Origin of the sequence: Hanamia caeni (assembly GCF_003721595.1) — a bacterium.
GTDB lineage: Bacteria > Bacteroidota > Bacteroidia > Chitinophagales > Chitinophagaceae > Ginsengibacter > Ginsengibacter caeni.
The window spans coordinates 124,728-141,525 of record NZ_RJJR01000008.1 but is presented as its reverse complement, the minus strand read 5'-3'; the positions used below and the strand labels follow the sequence as shown (position 1 = coordinate 141,525).

At 40.2% G+C, this 16,798-nt stretch carries 14 protein-coding genes and 1 riboswitch; of the genes, 6 read left to right on the top strand and 8 right to left on the bottom strand.

Features of this window, described 5'->3' with window-relative positions:
* Nucleotides 1–276 precede the first annotated feature (276 nt).
* A complete protein-coding gene (locus tag EFY79_RS11010) occupies nucleotides 277–648 on the top strand; it encodes a co-chaperone GroES (protein WP_123120756.1) in 372 nt (123 codons plus the stop codon).
* A 68-nt stretch (nucleotides 649–716) separates the two neighbouring features.
* On the opposite strand, the gene EFY79_RS11005 is transcribed toward EFY79_RS11010, so the two are convergent.
* Nucleotides 717–1,862 carry an alpha-hydroxy acid oxidase gene (locus tag EFY79_RS11005; protein WP_123120755.1) on the bottom strand — a complete coding sequence of 382 codons (1,146 nt, stop codon included), beginning with the start codon at nucleotides 1,860–1,862 and terminating at the stop codon, nucleotides 717–719.
* 232 nt (nucleotides 1,863–2,094) lie between these two features.
* A riboswitch (SAM riboswitch) is annotated at nucleotides 2,095–2,207 on the top strand.
* A 152-nt stretch (nucleotides 2,208–2,359) separates the two neighbouring features.
* Here EFY79_RS11005 and EFY79_RS11000 point away from each other — a divergent pair.
* Nucleotides 2,360–3,643 (top strand): homoserine dehydrogenase, encoded by a 1,284-nt coding sequence (locus tag EFY79_RS11000; RefSeq protein ID WP_123120883.1) that lies wholly within the window; start codon nucleotides 2,360–2,362, stop codon nucleotides 3,641–3,643.
* 426 nt (nucleotides 3,644–4,069) lie between these two features.
* Here the strand turns inward: EFY79_RS11000 and EFY79_RS10995 are convergent, their stop codons facing one another.
* The gene (locus tag EFY79_RS10995; protein ID WP_233577983.1) at nucleotides 4,070–4,807 is read right to left on the bottom strand and encodes an NUDIX hydrolase; all 738 of its coding nucleotides are present in this window, start codon (nucleotides 4,805–4,807) and stop codon (nucleotides 4,070–4,072) included.
* A 354-nt stretch (nucleotides 4,808–5,161) separates the two neighbouring features.
* Here EFY79_RS10995 and EFY79_RS10990 point away from each other — a divergent pair, with 354 nt between their 5' ends.
* The 4 genes from EFY79_RS10990 (at nucleotide 5,162) to EFY79_RS10975 (ending at nucleotide 9,789) form a co-directional block, all read left to right on the top strand.
* Nucleotides 5,162–6,406 (top strand): MFS transporter, encoded by a 1,245-nt coding sequence (locus tag EFY79_RS10990; RefSeq protein ID WP_123120754.1) that lies wholly within the window; start codon nucleotides 5,162–5,164, stop codon nucleotides 6,404–6,406.
* Between the two features lie 12 nt (nucleotides 6,407–6,418).
* The gene (locus EFY79_RS10985) at nucleotides 6,419–7,312 is read left to right on the top strand and encodes a hydroxypyruvate isomerase family protein (RefSeq protein WP_123120881.1); all 894 of its coding nucleotides are present in this window, start codon (nucleotides 6,419–6,421) and stop codon (nucleotides 7,310–7,312) included.
* 73 nt (nucleotides 7,313–7,385) lie between these two features.
* Nucleotides 7,386–9,065, top strand: a complete 1,680-nt coding sequence (locus EFY79_RS10980) for a GMC oxidoreductase (RefSeq protein ID WP_123120753.1) — start codon at nucleotides 7,386–7,388, stop codon at nucleotides 9,063–9,065.
* A 67-nt stretch (nucleotides 9,066–9,132) separates the two neighbouring features.
* Entirely contained in the window at nucleotides 9,133–9,789 is a 657-nt protein-coding gene (locus EFY79_RS10975; RefSeq protein ID WP_123120752.1) for a gluconate 2-dehydrogenase subunit 3 family protein, read from the top strand.
* Nucleotides 9,790–9,915: 126 nt separating this feature from the next.
* On the opposite strand, the gene EFY79_RS10970 is transcribed toward EFY79_RS10975, so the two are convergent.
* From EFY79_RS10970 to EFY79_RS10945, 6 genes are all read right to left on the bottom strand, one after another.
* Nucleotides 9,916–11,025 (bottom strand): ABC transporter ATP-binding protein, encoded by a 1,110-nt coding sequence (locus tag EFY79_RS10970; protein ID WP_123120751.1) that lies wholly within the window; start codon nucleotides 11,023–11,025, stop codon nucleotides 9,916–9,918.
* A complete protein-coding gene (locus tag EFY79_RS10965; RefSeq protein WP_199727508.1) occupies nucleotides 11,013–12,173 on the bottom strand; it encodes a glycoside hydrolase family 130 protein in 1,161 nt (386 codons plus the stop codon). Before EFY79_RS10965 ends, EFY79_RS10970 begins: the two co-directional genes overlap by 13 nt.
* A 70-nt stretch (nucleotides 12,174–12,243) precedes the next feature.
* The gene (locus tag EFY79_RS10960; RefSeq protein ID WP_148041905.1) at nucleotides 12,244–13,557 is read right to left on the bottom strand and encodes a hypothetical protein; all 1,314 of its coding nucleotides are present in this window, start codon (nucleotides 13,555–13,557) and stop codon (nucleotides 12,244–12,246) included.
* A gap of 1 nt (nucleotide 13,558) precedes the next feature.
* On the bottom strand, nucleotides 13,559–14,998 hold the full coding sequence (locus tag EFY79_RS10955; protein ID WP_123120749.1) for a glycoside hydrolase family 130 protein: 1,440 nt from the start codon (nucleotides 14,996–14,998) through the stop codon (nucleotides 13,559–13,561).
* Nucleotides 14,999–15,018: 20 nt separating this feature from the next.
* The gene (locus EFY79_RS10950) at nucleotides 15,019–15,849 is read right to left on the bottom strand and encodes a carbohydrate ABC transporter permease (protein ID WP_199727507.1); all 831 of its coding nucleotides are present in this window, start codon (nucleotides 15,847–15,849) and stop codon (nucleotides 15,019–15,021) included.
* A gap of 54 nt (nucleotides 15,850–15,903) precedes the next feature.
* Nucleotides 15,904–16,794, bottom strand: a complete 891-nt coding sequence (locus EFY79_RS10945) for a carbohydrate ABC transporter permease (RefSeq protein ID WP_123120748.1) — start codon at nucleotides 16,792–16,794, stop codon at nucleotides 15,904–15,906.
* Nucleotides 16,795–16,798 lie beyond the last annotated feature (4 nt).

The following is a 16,798-nucleotide window of genomic DNA, read 5'->3' as shown; positions in this document are numbered from 1 at the left end:
ATTGTTCTGAACTTATTTAAAATTATAATTTAAAACAAGTTGATAATCATTGATTAAAATCATTAGTGTTCTAAATTACGAACAGAAAGCGAGATAATCTTCATTTTATCGCGAAAAACAACATAATTAAAATTATATATCCGACCAGTCCTGTTAGAATAGCGCCGGGCAACGATTTTACCTTGAAGGTTGCAGATGAAATAAAAATCACTATTGATCCAGTCGGAACCTTGATAAACCAGGTAGCGTAATCTTATTTTTGCAAAAAGTAATACTATGCGCATCACTCCTGACAACAGGCTCAAGAAATTAATTATTATTGGAGACAGGCTTTTAATAAAACCCACCAGGCCGGACGAAAAAACGGCGAGTGGTCTTTATTTGCCTCCCGGTGTAAAAGAAAAGGAAAAAGTGCAGCAGGGCTACATAATCAAGGCCGGGCCTGGCTATGCAATTCCGATGCCGGTGGAAGATGAGCCCTGGAAAGCCGAAGAAGAAAAAATAAAATACCTGCCTTTGCAGGCAAAAGAAGGCGACCTGGCAATATTTTTAGTGGGCGCGGCCACCGAGGTAATGTACGAAGGTGATAAATATTTTATCGTGCCGCAAAGCGCCATACTGATGCTGGAAAGGGAAGAGGATTTGTAAATAAAAATAGCGCTTATTTGTCCCTTTACTATAATTTTATAAGCCTGCAATTCTGAATTTATTCTTTTTCATTTTACCAAAAATTCAGGAAAATCGGTGACATTAGCACAACACAACTGATCCATCACTTGCTGCAACTGGCGTTTTAATATTACTATCGTGTGATTACCTCCTTCGTTGCCAAGCGCAGCCGCTCCGTACATAAAGCTTCTGCCTAAAAAAGCAAATTCAGCACCCGACGCCAGGGTACGTGCAATATCAGGCCCTGAACGCATGCCACTATCCATCATGATTTTAATTTTACCTTTATACTGGCTCACGATTCTGTTTAATGAATGAATGGTGGATTCGCCGGCATCTAGTTGGCGGCCTCCATGGTTAGAAACGATGATGCCATCCATACCAAGGCGAATGCATTTCTCGACATCCACGTCATTTACGATTCCTTTTAAAACCAGTTTGCCCTTCCACATATTGCGGATTGCTGAAATCTTATCTTCATTTAAACGGCCATTAAAGGTTTTGTTCATAAACAAACCAAGATGGTGCATGTTCATTCCACTGGGCATATAGGGCTTCATCAGTTTAAATGACGGCTGCCCGTGCACTAATGTTTTTATCGCCCATCCCGGGCGGCTCATAATTTGAAGAATATTATGCAGCGTCATTCGCGGAGGCATCGCAAGCCCGTTTTTTATTTCTTTGTTCCGGTATCCAAAAGTGGGCACATCGCTGAGTATTACCAATACCGGGCAATGATTTGCGGCGCGCTGTATAATCTGGTCTCTTAATGAATTTTCGGCAGGATGATACAACTGAAACCACGCCTGGCCTTCGGTAAGTTCGCTGATACGCTCGATGGTGCTGGTGCTAACCGTGCTTAACACAAAAGGGATGTTGTGTTTAAAGGCAGCCCGGGCCAGTATTTCAGGAGAATTGGGCCAGATTAATCCCTGCAGGCCAACCGGCGCAATGCCAAAAGGCGCATCATATACATGACCGAAAAGCTCCGTTTTCATATCGCTCCCCGGATGATTTTTTAAATATTCAGGAAGAAGTTCTACTTCCCTGATTTCTGAAGTGTTTTTATGTAAATTGATTTCTTCATTACAGCCTCCATCCAGGTAATCGAACGCAAAACCCGGAATTCTCTTTTTGGCCCTGGCTCTTAAATCTTCTATAGATGGATACCGAGGATTGTATTCTAATTTCATACGTTTTAATTTACGTCGGATGGAATGAGTCTGCTATTCAAATTTATTTGAAAACACAAAATATGATTCAAAAGTAATGAAACCGTCCTGTGATGTACTGTTACCCTGGAAAATTCATCGGTCATTTTAATTTTTTCCAAAATAAAAATGATTGTTATTTATCAGATTACTGTCAAAAAATATTTGGCAAATTAAACTTTGGCGCTCAACTTTGCGCCAGTTCTTTGTGGTTCACTTATCAAGAAAGGCAGAGGGAAATGGCCCGGCGACGCCTTGGCAACCTGAAATGCATAGCATTAAAAGGTGCTAACTCCATCCCCATCGCAAGAGCGGGAGAGATAAGACAGCTCAAGTTTTAGTTTGTACATTGGTTTCCCAATAAAAACATCAACTCACCTGAACTGTCGGGTGGGTTTTTTTTTGCCATAGGTTCATCAGAAGATGCAATCCTTTCTTAAGTGAAAACAGTACTATTTTTTAAAGAAAAAAAGACAAAAATGGAAACAGATAAGAAGCTGGTGTTAGGATTATTTGGTTTTGGTGTAGTAGGCGAAGGCCTGTATAAAGTGCTCAATTTAACGCCGACATTAAATGCGCGCATTAAGAAAGTTTGCATAAAGCATCCCGATAAAAAAAGAAACGCTCCGCCGGAATTGTTTACCACCAACAAAAACCTTTTATTAGATGATCCTGAAATCAATGTAATCGTAGAAATGATTGATGATGCTGATGCAGCCTTTGACATTGTAACCACTGCTTTTAAGAACGGAAAATCGGTAGTAAGCGCCAGCAAAAAAATGATTGCCGAGCATCTTCCTGATTTAATTGAATTAAGCCGCAGCAATGAGGTTTCATTTCTTTATGAAGCAGCCTGCTGCGCATCTATCCCGGTTATCCGCAACCTCGAAGAATATTATGACAATGATTTGTTGCATTCCATTAATGCCGTCGTGAATGGGTCAACGAATTATATTTTAACCAAAATGTTTGAGGACAGGCTTTCTTTTAGAGACGCCCTGATACAGGCGCAACAATTGGGTTTTGCAGAAAGCAATCCTACGCTGGATGTAGAAGGATACGATGCCTTAAACAAGTGGACTTTCTTGTTGTGCCATTCTTATGGATTATTGCTTAAGCCGGCAAACCTCGTGTTTACCGGCATTCAGAATATCACATCTGACGATGCGCTACAGGCTGATACAAAGGACTGCGTAATAAAGCTGGTGGCATCGGCTAAAAAATTAAAAAATGGTAACGTGGCTGCTTTTGTATTGCCCCATTTTGTAAAAAAAGACGACCAACTGGCTTTTGTTAAAAACGAATATAATGGCGTGGTGATTGAAAGCTCTTTTGCAGATAAACAATTCTTTTATGGCAAAGGCGCAGGCAGCCTGCCGACGGCATCTGCGGTATTGAGCGATATTTCTGCGTTGCGCTACGGATATAAATATGAATACAAAAAATTGTTCAGAGATCAGCAAAATGAGCTTACCAACGACTTTTATGTAAAAGCATATTTAGCCTTTACCGACTGGAGCCATGTGCACAAAGAGGATTTTGAAAGTATAGAAGAATGGCATTCAAACGATCATAACAACTATTTGGTGGGTATTATACATTTCAAAAAGCTGCAGGAAAACGACTGGTGGAAAAAAAATAATGTTTCCCTTGTCTTGACGGCTGATCCAATCATTGAATCTCTTGAAATTGTAAAGCTGAAGAAGAGAAGCCTTGAATTGGCTGGATTTGGTGGCAGTTTTGCACTCTCAGGTTCTAATTGAACGTCAGAATAAGAAAGAAATAAGTAAATAAACTTTTCGGCCATTCGTACAATTACGATTTGCGCAGTAAATTCAGTATCAAAAAAATTAGTCCGTTTTGCGCTTGTGCAGTGATGTAGTGCGGCCTATCTTTGTTCTCAGAAGTTGATTGATGTTCAACAAACATTAATCGCCAATCCAAATCCATTGAAAAATATCAATTTCTTTAATCCAGGAAAAACCAATAAATCCGATATCAGTCAACTTCTTTTTTTTTTGAACTATCCTTTTGAAAAATATTTATCCCAATGAAAACCGGCCTTAATCCAGCCGTAACCATCCTTGAAAAACCGGTAACCTTCAGAAATGAAATTTTTAAAAAACTTCCGCCCAACCAGCGGAAGTTTTTTTTTGAACTGAATGCAGAAAAATTGAAAACTAAAAAACCTAAAAGTCAATTCCAGACCAGGTTTTCTTATTCTTTTCATACTTTTTATAATCGAACTTATAAAGCCTTCCCGGCCTGTGTGGCACATTTTGCTCCTGTTCGCCCTGGTCTATTAAAAAATTCATAGAAAAGAATTTTTTCCTGAAATTCCGGCGGTCCAGTTTTTTATTAAGAATGGCTTCGTAAAGATTCTGAAGTTCGCGTAATGAAAATTTGTTGGGGAGAAGATTAAAAGCCAAAGGATGTTCCTGCACACGTTTTTGCAGCCATGCATAGCAGCAATCAAGTATCTTTTTGTGATCAAATAATAAATCATTTGCTGACGCTACCTCATGCCAGTGAAGATCGTTATCCAGAATTTGCAACCGGTGGTGCTGCACATTTACTAAAGAGCAATACGCTACTGTTACTACACGTCCCGCAGGATGGCGGCTCACCTCACCAAAAGTATGTACCTGCTCCAGGAAAAGATCGTCTATACCGGTGCGCTGTTTCAGAATCCGGAGGGCGCTTTCCTCCAAATCTTCATTTGGCTTTACCAGGTCGCCCAAAAGGGAAAATTTATTTTGGTATTTTTTCAGGTCGGATCGGATGAGCAATACTTTTAGCTTGTTTTCATCAAAACCAAAAATAACGCAATCTACAGATAAGGCTACCCGGTTAATGCTTTGAACTTCTGTTAATAAACCTTTTAGCGTTTTTGATTGTGGATATGCGATATGATTTTGACTTGACACTTTTGCGGACGATTTTTACGGCTATAATCTTTTGTGTAAAATTAAGTCTCCTCTTTATACCAAATGATCATATCAAAAATTTTTTTCTAAAAAAAGCAAAATAAAAAATGCTCGTATTTGCCCGTTTACTGGCAGTTCCTAAATTTTTTTTAAACTGATTTTATCCAGCTAAATTTATGAAATGCAAATTTTTTATTGGCCTGACTTTTATTTAAACAATTAATCTGTACATTTAAACTTCCAAATAAGGACTTTAACGATATTGTTGTTTTCAAGTATAAAACCCAGGGCTTATTTTAACTGAAAACGGAAGGATAGCTAAAAAATATAAATTTCAAATTCGAATATCTCTTAATGAAAACTACCACCCGCCTGCAACTTTCCACCATGATGTTCTTAGAATTTTTTGTGTGGGGGGCATGGTTTGTAACGCTCGGCACTTTTTTAATAAATAACCTTCATGCAAATGGCGCGCAAACCGGCGCAGTATTTTCCACCCAGTCCTGGGGAGCCATTATTGCTCCGTTTATTATCGGATTAATCGCAGACCGTTATTTCAATGCAGAAAAAATTTTGGGTATACTGCACATTATCGGCGCGATTTTTTTGTACCAGGTTTACAGTATCGGCGCAGTCACCAACGTATATCCTCCCGTAGTTTTTTATTATCTCTTAATATATATGATATTGTTTATGCCCACATTGGCATTGGTTAATTCCATATCATTTAACCAAATGACCAATACCGAAAAGCAATTTCCACCCATAAGAGTTTGGGGCACCATAGGATGGATCGTTGCCGGGCTTGCTATTAGCTTTTTTGTATGGGATTCCGAAGAAAACATTAAAGCCGGGTTGATAAAAAACACTTTCTTAATGGCTTCAATTGCTTCTTTGGCTCTGGGTATTTTTAGTTTCACTTTGCCAAAAACACCACCAAAAATAGCTAAAGGAACTTCAGTAAAAGTTTCTGAAATCTTAGGTTTGGATGCTTTAAAATTATTGAAGGATAAAAATTACCTGATATTTTTTATTGCTTCCATTTTGATAGATATTCCTCTTGCATTTTATTATCAATACGCCAATCCATTTCTTACAGATATCGGCATGACCAATGCTACGGCCAAAATGAGTTTAGGCCAGTTTTTTGAAATATTTTTCCTATTGATGCTTCCGTTCTTTTTCAAAAAATTCGGATTTAAAAAGACGATTATGGCCGGTATGCTTGCCTGGGCTATCCGTTATGCATTGTTTGCTTACGGAAATGCTGATGATTTGACCTTCATGCTGATAATAGGTATTATTTTACATGGTATTTGCTACGACTTTTTCATGGTATCAGGGCAAATTTATACAGATGCCAAAGCCGGTCCAAAATTTAAAAGCGCAGCGCAAGGGTTAATAACCTTAGCCACTTATGGCATAGGTATGTTGATAGGATTTGAAATTGCCGGACTGATTAAAGATGCATACACTACTACTTCTGCAGTGGACTGGAAGATGATTTGGATTATTCCGGCCGGAATTGCCTTTGTGGTATTTTTATTATTTGCATTTTCGTTTCACGATAAAAATGAAAAACCCGTTATTCACAATTGATAAAATATGAAAATGAAACAAACAAGGCGGACCTTGTTAAAAAATCTGGCTATCGGCGCTTCGGCGTTTGCGATAACTCCGGCATCCACGCTGGCTGCCTGCAACGCATCAGAAAATAAATCCAGAAAAAATATAAAATTGAAAGGCAATATCAATCACTCGGTTTCAAAATGGACATTCGATTATCTATCATTAGATGATTTATGTAAAGCTGTAAAAGAAATTGGTTTCAATGCCATTGATTTGGTGGGGCCAAAAGACTGGCCCACTTTGCAAAAACATGGAATCTACAGTTCAATGTGTTATTCTGCCGGAGACAATAATCTTTACAACGGCCTTGATAATCCTATTTATCATGAAAACCTAATTAAAGAATATTTAGAAGTTATTCCAATCATGGCAAAAGCCGGCTATAAAAACCTGATCTGCTTCAGCGGTAAACGCGAGGGAATGGATGACGAAACCGGGATGAAAAATTGCAAAACTGCTTTGGAAAAAATAGTGCCTTTTGCTGAAAAGAACGGCGTTACGATGGTGATGGAATTATTGAACAGCAAAATCGATCATAAAGACTATATGTGTAACCATGTGGAATGGGGGGCAGAACTGTGCAAGATGATTGACTCGGAAAATTTTAAGTTGCTCTTTGATATCTATCACATGCAAATACAGGAAGGAGATATCATAAGAAACATCCGGGATTATCACCAATACATAGCTCATTATCATACAGGCGGTGTTCCGGGCCGGCATGAAATTAATAACTCACAGGAATTATATTACCCGGCAGTAATGAAAGCTATTGTGGAAACGGGATTTAAGGGACATGTGGCCCAGGAATTTGTTCCAACTTATCCTGATAAATTAGATTCGTTAAGAGAAGCTATTAAGATTTGTGACGTTTAATTAAGCCAATTGGATAATCCGAAAGTGATAAACAAGAATATAATAATTAAATAATTTAATAATTAAACAAAAAATGGCAGACAATACTTACGACGCAATCGTTATCGGCTCCGGAATTTCAGGGGGCTGGGCTGCGAAAGAACTCACAGAAAAAGGTCTTAAAACCATTATGCTCGAAAGAGGGAAAAATATCGAGCACGTAAAAGATTATGTAAATGCTACCAAAGGCCCGTGGGAATTTGCGCATCGCGGCGGGCGCACCCAGGAAATGATTAAAGATTATCCTGTGCTGCGCAGAGACTATCCTTTAAACGAAATGAATCTTGACTGGTGGGTGGATGAGAAAGAGAGCCCTTATACAGAAGTGAAACGATTTGATTGGTTTCGCGGATATCATGTTGGGGGGCGTTCGCTTTTATGGGGAAGGCAATGCTACCGCTGGAGCGATTTTGATTTTGAGGCCAATGCAAAGGATGGCATTGCGATTGACTGGCCCATCAGGTATAAGGATATTGAACCCTGGTATACTTATGTTGAAAAATTTGCCGGCGTAAGTGGTTCTAAAGAAAATCTTCCTCAATTGCCCGACAGCCATTTCATGCCCGCTATGGAAATGAATTGCGTGGAAAAAGATGTTTCTGCCCGTGTAAAGCAACACTATGAAAATAAGCGCCAGATGATTATCGGGCGTACCGCTAATATTACCGAACCCATCCAGGAAAGAAGCAATTGTAAATATCGAAATAAGTGTTGGCTTGGATGCCCGTTTGGCGCATATTTCAGTACACAATCTTCTACTTTGCCCGCAGCAATGAAAACGGGAAAGCTTACGCTCCGGCCCTGGTCTATTGTTACAAAAATCCTGTATGATAAAGATTCAAAAAAGGCAACGGGCGTAGAAGTGCTGGATGCGGAAACCAATAAAACCTATCAATATTTTGCGAAGGTGATTTTCTTAAATGCCTCTACATTTAACAGCACCTGGATATTAATGAATTCAGCAACAGATATCTGGCCTGACGGATTGGGCAGCGCCAGTGGCGAATTGGGGCATAATATAATGGACCATCACCTGGGAGTGGGTGCCTCAGGAACTGTGGAAGGATACGATGATAAATATTATTATGGCCGCAGGGCAAATGGAATTTATATTCCACGTTTCCGAAATTTATTTGGTGATAAAAGAGATTATATACGTGGCTTTGGCTACCAGGGCGGAGCCAGCAGGGAAGGATGGACACGCGGAATAGCAGAAATGAATATCGGCGGCGATTTTAAAGATGCGCTTTCAGAACCAGGAGGCTGGACCATGGGGATAGGGGGTTTCGGAGAAATTCTGCCCTATCATGAAAACAAGATCACATTAGACAAAAACAAGAAGGATAAATGGGGTTTAAATACGCTGTCGTTTGATGCTGAATGGAAAGACAACGAAAGAAAGATGAGGGAGGATATGAAAAACGATGCGATGGAAATGCTGACTGCCGCGGGCGTAAAAAATGTAAGCGGCTTTAATGGCGATGGCACCATGGGAAGAGGCATTCATGAAATGGGAACCGCCAGGATGGGCAATGATCCTAAAACTTCCGTATTGAATAAATGGAACCAGGTGTGGGATGCGCCGAATGTTTGCGTAACGGATGGTTCATTTATGGTTTCTTCCAATTGCGTAAATCCATCTTTGACCTATATGGCGATGACCGCCCGCGCTGTGGATCACGCAGTAGAAGAATTAAAAAAAGGAAATATTTGATGTTGTGTGAATTCTGGTTTATCACACGATAAAGTAATTATTATATACAATTTTAAAATAAATTTTTATGAACAGAAGAGAAGCAGTTCAATATATTTCTCTCATTTTTGGAGGGACCGTTATAGGGAGCAGCGCCTTTTTAGCAGGATGCACTTCAGATAACAAATCACAAGCTTCCATGACTTTTTCTGATGGCAATGTTGCATTAATGGATGAGATTGCGGAAACTATTTTACCAACTACCAAAACGCCCGGCGCCAAAGCAGCCAAGGTAGGCGCCTTTATGACCGTGATGGTAAATGATTGCTACCAGCAGCCCGACCAGAAAATTTTTCATGAAGGATTAGTGAAAATAAATGACATGGCCGATAAGAAATATGGCAGCTCATTTGAAAAAATCACTCCACAGCAGCGCCAGGAACTTTTGGTAGAGCTCGATAATTCTTCGAAAGATTTTCAATCTAAAATTAACGCAGAGTATGCCAAGCTTACTGATGAAGAAAAGCATGAATTTACTATGAAGAAAAATTTTGACGGGGAAGATCCGTGGGCAGATAAAAGGCGCAAAGACCCCAATTATTTTTACACTATGTTGAAGCAACTTACTTTGTTGGGTTATTTTACTTCCGAAATCGGCTGCACCCAGGCACGCCGGTACATAGAAGCTCCCGGAAGATATGACGGCTGTGTTCCTTACCAGAAGGGCGATAAAGCCTGGGCTTAATGCGCCTGTTCCATCTTATTTTTTAAACGCTGACCTGCTCAGCGTTTTTTGTTATCGCCAGTAAATGAACTTTTAGTCCTAATTTTTATTTTCTGTTGCCACGCTGACTCACAGCTTACACAAAATTCATCTGATAGCTTGACCGGTATCGCTGTACATAAAAAACAATTTGTCTTTTAAAAACCGTATGCCCACTTCCTGGCCGATTTCAACGACGGTAGTTGCCGGCCTGCGGGCGATGATTATTTGGTTTTCCAGGCCCAGATAAATGATTTGCTCATTACCCATATTTTCAAAAGCACTCACTTTTAATTTGCAATCTGCTGCGTCGGGCGTTGTGGTATCGACCAAAATATTTTCTGGCCGGATTCCGATTGTAATAGTATTGGTTGGATTTTTTTCAATTTGTTTTGGAATGAAGTTTCCTATATTCAGTAGTGGCTTATCATTTAAGTAAAAAACATTTTCGCCATCTTTCAGCACGCCGGTTATAAAATTCATAGCCGGACTTCCGATAAAGCCACCCACAAAACGGTTGGCAGGATGTTCGTATAAATTCATGGGGGTGTCCATTTGCATAAGCTTTCCCCTGTTTAAGACAGCAATGCGGTTACCTAAAGTCATCGCTTCCGTTTGGTCGTGCGTGACGTAAATCATCGTTGCCTGTATGTTCCGATGAAGCTTCTGAAGTTCTATACGCATCTGGCTTCGCAATTTTGCATCAAGATTGCTTAATGGTTCATCAAATAAAAATACTTTGGGTCTGCGGATGATGGCTCTTCCTATCGCCACTCTTTGCCGCTGGCCTCCGGAAAGATTGCGGGGTTTTCGATCCAATTCATTTTGAATTTCCAAAAGAGAGGCTGTTTCCATCACGCGGTTTCTGATTTCTGATTTTTTCATTCCTTTAAGCTTCAGGCCAAAAGCCATGTTGTCATAAACGGTCATATGAGGGTAAAGGGCATAGTTTTGAAATACCATAGCAATATCGCGGTCGCGTGGACTTACGTCATTCATAATTTTACCATCAATAGAAAGCGTGCCTTCTGTAATATCTTCCAGGCCAGCTATCATTCGCAACAGCGTAGATTTGCCGCATCCCGAAGGGCCCACCAATACCAGGAATTCATTATCGTGAACTTCAAAGGAAATATCATCCACCGCTTTTACCCAGCTGTTCTTATTCTTAGGGTCATCATAAATTTTCGAGATATGGTTCAATACTACTTCGGCCATATAGTTGCTTTAGAAGATGGGATAAATTTTTCCTGAGAAATCCGCGTGATGCGGCAAGCAAGGTCTAACTCGCCCGAGGCGATAATAAAATCGTCTTCATGCATTGCAATCCCGGTCGTAAACACAACGTCGTTTAAATAAATTTTATCCGCTATATTTTTTGTCAGGGAGGGGTTAGCCTGCAACAAAGGTTCTTTGTCTGAAAGATAAACTATTTCTTCCGGGTTTTCTTTATCAAGCAATGCCCAATAAGTGCAATAGATACCAACTTCGTCATTGTATGTCACCCCATGATATAACATTAGCCATCCGGCGACTGTAAGTATAGGCGGGGAGCCTCCGCCCACTTTTTCATTCGCGGGTGAAGAGCGTCTGGCGCCCAGAAAAAACTTGTCGCACGGTTTCCAGTGCAATATATCCGGTGACGATGTCATTTGTATAGAAGGGCCGGGATGAAAAGCGGAGTCAGAAGATGTAGCAAAATAACATTCTCCCAAAGGCCGTGTTAAGGCATAATATTTATCCAGAATTTTTCCTTCAAAAATCAGCATATCCTTATTTTGATGATCAAGGATAATTCCCTCGCTTCTATAATTTAACCCATCTTCAGAAACATACAGCATGGTTGAATGCCTTTCGGAACTTACACAGCAAACCGTCGTGTAATACTTGCCATCGATGACCGATATTCTCGGATCTTCGATACCATATTCCTGGCTTTGAAATTCGGGAGAAATAATTTTATCATAATGGATTATTTCGATTCTGCTGCCGTCTCTGTTTAATTCGACCGGCAGTAGCCACGAGAGTGAAGTGAGGCCGTAAACAGGAAAGCTATAATTCTTCAGCCTGAATTTTCGCGGGTCCTTCATATCCACATCTGTAAGTAGCCATTTATCTTTTAAATATCCGCAAGTTTTATCCCAGCGTATGGAATGTACAAAACCATTATTTTCCGGGTTTTTTAATGCCTCCGCCACTCTTACCATTAATAATAAATTACCATTTGCCAAACGGCATAAGCCTGGATTAAAAGCGCCAAGCACATAAGTTTCTCCTTCCAAGGCGTTTGCCAGCGGCGAATGACTAAGATCCACATCATCCGGACTAAAGATTAATTGATCAGATTTGATAAAATTAGTTTCCATTCTTTTTATTTTTCCTCATTTCATTGTTTAAATTTTTATTAAGGAGATACATACATTTCCGCGGGGGAAACTATTTACTATAGCTTTTCATGGATTTTTCTATTTCGCCAAATTCCTCTACTTTTTGCATAGTTAGTAATGCCTCGATAGTAGATTCAGCTCCTGAATTTTTATTTACGCCGGATGACGATAAGCCATCAAAACAACGTCCCGTTGACGTGGAATACATAATTTGTCCGGCATCGTTTGATCCGAAAAACCATGCTGCAATATGCCCGGCCATGTCAGCATATTTTTTATCGCCCGTTTGCCTGAAAGCTTCTGATGCAGCAAATACCATAGGTTTGATGCCATAAGCAATCTGATCATAAGTGCTTTTGCTTTCTGTTTTTATTCCATTACCATCATCACTGATAGCGAACGTGGATAAATAACCATTTTGAACGAGCCAGGGATAAAAATTATCTATTTCCATTAATGCAGAAGTTTTAAACCTTTCATTCTGCAAATAGGCTGCGGCTTTCAGAAGCGCATAAGCCTGTTCATTGCCATAGGCGTGCCAGGTGTTTTGCCAGCTAAGAAATGCACCGTAAGGAAACATGGTAGCATTTCCCTTTTGCATCAGCACAATACCGTCGCCTAATTTTTCGATGTAATCTTTTATCGCCTCATCATTTGTACGTTGGCAATAAGGGATCAGGCCCATTATAAGTAAAGCAGCCTGGTCTGTTCCGCTCCCGGCCGGCAGCCATGTGGGTATGCTGATGCCTTTCACAGAAATGGTGTCTTTTGATAAAGGGACTAGATCTTTTTTGATAGCAGTAACTAAACGATCTACCGCATCATCCATTTTTTTTGCGAGACCGGAATTTATCGATTGTAATAAAGGAGCTCCTTCCGTTAAGGTTTGCAAGGCACGCCACGACCACCACTCAGGATTATTTATGCTCGTTTGTCCGAACCGGTTGATATCCGCTCCGCTGCTGAGAAAGTTGTAAAAATATCCATTCGGGGATTGCATTTCCAAAACGAAATCAATTAGCCTCTCCGCTTTGGATTGAATTGCTGTATCGGTTTTGAACCCTGGCGCTCTAAGATAAACCCATGCTGCCCGCGCCACATCATCCACACAGGCGTAACCCTCACCCGCCGCAGGCGTAAGCTTATAATCCGGTGCGTCTGCATAAATATAAACGGCGGAAGCATTGACTCCATCGGAAAAGGTGACCGGAACGGTAAGGTATTCCAGGTGTTGGGTATTTACAAGTGAAGTATCATTTTGCGGAGGACTTGGATTGTTAGTGGCCGAACCCTGCTTTTTGCAGGTAACAGACATGCAACTTATAGCCAGGAAACACAGTAACAGTTTTATTGTATTTTTCATGTCAATCATTTTTAATTAATTCACTTAAGAGCTCATTGATTTGAACCGTTGCAAATGCTGTTGCAGAATCTGAAAGGGCATAAGGGATGAGAAGCGAGGTGTCGTTTTGTAAAAAACCACAGGTATACACTACGTTTGGAACATATCCTTCTCTATCATTTTCTTCCGCTGAAATCAGAGGCCTGTCTAATCGTCCGATGATGAGGGAAGGATTTTCAAGATCAAGAAGAATGGCACTGATTACATACGTGCGCATGGCGCCAACGCCGTGCGTGAGCAATAACCAGCCCTTTTCAGTTTTAATGGGCGATCCGCAATTACCCAATTGAACCAATTCCCACGGAAATTCAGGCTCCATCAGTGTTTGAAAGTCATTCCATACAAATAAATCATCAGAAAACATGATTTGGATCTTTTCGCCACCCTGCCTCGAAATCATCGCGTAGAGGCCGTTTATCTTTTCCGGAAATAATGCCATGCCTTTATCTGAAATGGCTTTTCCGTAAAGCGTTCTTATTTTAAAAGAAACAAAATCCTCAGTGATGATAAGCTGGCTTTTGATTTCGTGACCGTTATAGGCGGTGTAGGTTCCATAATACACCGGCGTGTTAGCTCCCGTAAACCTTACCCAGCGAACATCTTCTATTCCCATACTTTCAGCTTTTGAAATGGGAAAAATGACTTTTTCATCCAGGGGCATTGAAGCAGAAGAGGTCAGTTCATAATTGGAGTCGCAGATAGCTTTAAATATCTGAATAGAATTAGCGTATGAACCGTCGGTAAATAAAGCAGAAGCTTCAATAAGCTTGAGCGCTTCACCTTCTGTAAATTTTTCAGGAAGAAGATTTAAAAGTTCCTTTTTAAATCCATGAAAAAAAGAACACCGTTTTTCAAAAAATGCCCTTTCAAAAGCTGTGCTTTTATTTTTGGATAATGGGCTATACACTTCAGCAGGATTGTCGAAAATGATATCATTGCTTTTGGTAACTACGCCGGTTTTGAAAACAACAGATGAGATATGGCCCTCGCCTGTGGCCCTCATGCTAAGAACAAATCTTTGTTGCCCCGGATGTAATCCTGATTGGTCAGGATGAGGAACAATGGATGGATTAAATAAAGCTGCGGCTTGTATAGAATATTCTTTTGTAAAATAGGCGCCTGCCAATAATCGTTTTTCTGCAGTAAGAAGATTAAAGTCTTTTTGCGGTAGCTGCAACCGGATTTTTTCAAGATTTTCCAGGAAAATATTATCAATGCTGCGATGGCGGCCTGCAAAATCTTTCCTGACATTTTCAAGGCAGGTAAGCGCCGTTTCATCATCCATTGATTCAATTTTCTCAACTACCTTTTTTACCCGGTCATTTCCCGGCAAATGAAGAAACTGCGTTATTACTGCGCGGGAAGAAGCATACAACCGGATATTTTTTTTTGTAATCTTCATCTAAATAGTTCTTTACTGATTTAATCTTTAAGCCCCGTGGAGGCCATGCTTTGAATAAAATGTTTTTGAAAAAATAAAAAGGCAATGATAACCGGTAAAGCCAATAAAACGGCAGCGGCTATCTTCACACCTAATTGCGCATCGGCCCTGCCGCCCACGGCAAACAAGGTCACCAGCTGGGGCATGGTCATTAATTGTTCGTTTCTTATTACGATCAAAGGCCACAGCACTTCATTCCACGAACCGATAAAGGAAAGAATGGCTACCGTTACAATGGTAGGTTTAATATTAGGCCATAAAATTTTGAATATAATCTGCATTTCGCTGCAGCCATCCATTCGTGCTGCATCAATCAACGCCTGGGGCAATCCCTGGAATGCCTGGCGGAACATTAAAATAGCAAATGCGCTTATGGCGAATGGGATGATTAATCCTGCGTACGTATCTACCAACCGTAAATTAACGATGGTGATATAATTTGGAATAAGCGTTACCTGGAAAGGAAGGGACATCGTAAATACAATCACGTAAAAGATAAGCTGCCTGCCCTTAAATCTCATTTTTGCCAGCGCATATCCTACCACAGAACCTGTAATAACTACCAGGGAAGTGGTGAAGGCGGCAACAAGAAGGCTATTGAACAATGAGCGCCAAATCGGAATCTTCTGCACCATAGTGGTAAAGTTGTGCCAGGTAGGATGTGCAGGCCAAAGTGCCATTGTGCCGATTTCCTGCATGGAAGCGAATGAGGCGCCAATCATCCATAAAAAAGGATAAATAAATGTAAGCGCAGCAATACCCAATATGGTATAAATTAAAATCGTTTGTATCGTACTTTTTTTCTCCATCATATTTTCAAATGGCAGTAAACAAAAAAATATCGCGTTTTTTTATTTTCATTTTTATCAGATTTCTTTTTCAATATATCTTTTCTGAAGCACTACGACGCTCATGATGAGCATCGCATAAAAGAATCCGAGTGTGGCGGAATATCCCATATTGTAATACTGAAATGCCTGCTTATAAATATATAGTACTGCCGAAAGCGTGGAATTGAGCGGCCCGCCGCCTGTCATGATATAGGGCTCAATAAAAAGATTAAAGCCACCTATGGTAGATAAAATAACTACCATAAAAATGGTCGGATTTATCATTGGAAGCGTGATATGATAAAATTGCTGCCATTCGGAAGCGCCTTCCATTTTTGCCGCTTCATAATAAGCCACCGGAACCGTTTGCAGGCCTACCAAAAACAGAATTACATATAAGCCAACATTTTTCCAGGTGGCCATCAGGGCGATAGAATAGATGGCAATATCCGGATTGGTTAGCCAGCCTATTTTTTCCATGCCGGCAGATTGCAATGTGCGGTTGATAATTCCTGAATCATAACCCAGCAGCTGCTGCCATAAAATAGTGACCACCACTCCCGAAACAATAACCGGCATAAAAAATGAAGCCCTGAAAAAAGCGCCGGCTTTAATTTTTTTATTTAATAAAAATGCCAGAAACAGGGAAACAACAAGTTGCAAAGGAATGTGAAGCAACAGAAACTGAAGTGTATTAAGAATCGCCTTCCAAAACAGGCGGTCGTGAATCAGCCGCGAATAATTCTTTAACCCGATAAAATGCATGGGCGCAATAATGTTCCAGTTATTAAAAGTGAGAAAGAAACAAAACAGTACAGGAAATATTATGAAGACAACTAAAAACAGCAGGTATGGCGATACCAGAAGGTAAGGAAGAAAACTTCTTTTACTTTTTTTATGCGTTTTATGTACCGGAATTGTATTCATAAAA

Bases quoted from the DNA above. Each gene is read 5' to 3' on its own strand.
- EFY79_RS11010 (WP_123120756.1), top strand. From the start codon at position 277: ATGCGCATCACTCCTGACAACAGGCTCAAGAAATTAATTATTATTGGA.
- EFY79_RS11005 (WP_123120755.1), bottom strand. From the start codon at position 1,862: ATGAAATTAGAATACAATCCTCGGTATCCATCTATAGAAGATTTAAGA.
- EFY79_RS11000 (WP_123120883.1), top strand. From the start codon at position 2,360: ATGGAAACAGATAAGAAGCTGGTGTTAGGATTATTTGGTTTTGGTGTA.
- EFY79_RS10990 (WP_123120754.1), top strand. From the start codon at position 5,162: ATGAAAACTACCACCCGCCTGCAACTTTCCACCATGATGTTCTTAGAA.
- EFY79_RS10985 (WP_123120881.1), top strand. From the start codon at position 6,419: ATGAAACAAACAAGGCGGACCTTGTTAAAAAATCTGGCTATCGGCGCT.
- EFY79_RS10980 (WP_123120753.1), top strand. From the start codon at position 7,386: ATGGCAGACAATACTTACGACGCAATCGTTATCGGCTCCGGAATTTCA.
- EFY79_RS10975 (WP_123120752.1), top strand. From the start codon at position 9,133: ATGAACAGAAGAGAAGCAGTTCAATATATTTCTCTCATTTTTGGAGGG.
- EFY79_RS10970 (WP_123120751.1), bottom strand. From the start codon at position 11,025: ATGGCCGAAGTAGTATTGAACCATATCTCGAAAATTTATGATGACCCT.
- EFY79_RS10965 (WP_199727508.1), bottom strand. From the start codon at position 12,173: ATGGAAACTAATTTTATCAAATCTGATCAATTAATCTTTAGTCCGGAT.
- EFY79_RS10960 (WP_148041905.1), bottom strand. From the start codon at position 13,557: ATGAAAAATACAATAAAACTGTTACTGTGTTTCCTGGCTATAAGTTGC.
- EFY79_RS10955 (WP_123120749.1), bottom strand. From the start codon at position 14,998: ATGAAGATTACAAAAAAAAATATCCGGTTGTATGCTTCTTCCCGCGCA.
- EFY79_RS10950 (WP_199727507.1), bottom strand. From the start codon at position 15,849: ATGATGGAGAAAAAAAGTACGATACAAACGATTTTAATTTATACCATA.
- EFY79_RS10945 (WP_123120748.1), bottom strand. From the start codon at position 16,794: ATGAATACAATTCCGGTACATAAAACGCATAAAAAAAGTAAAAGAAGT.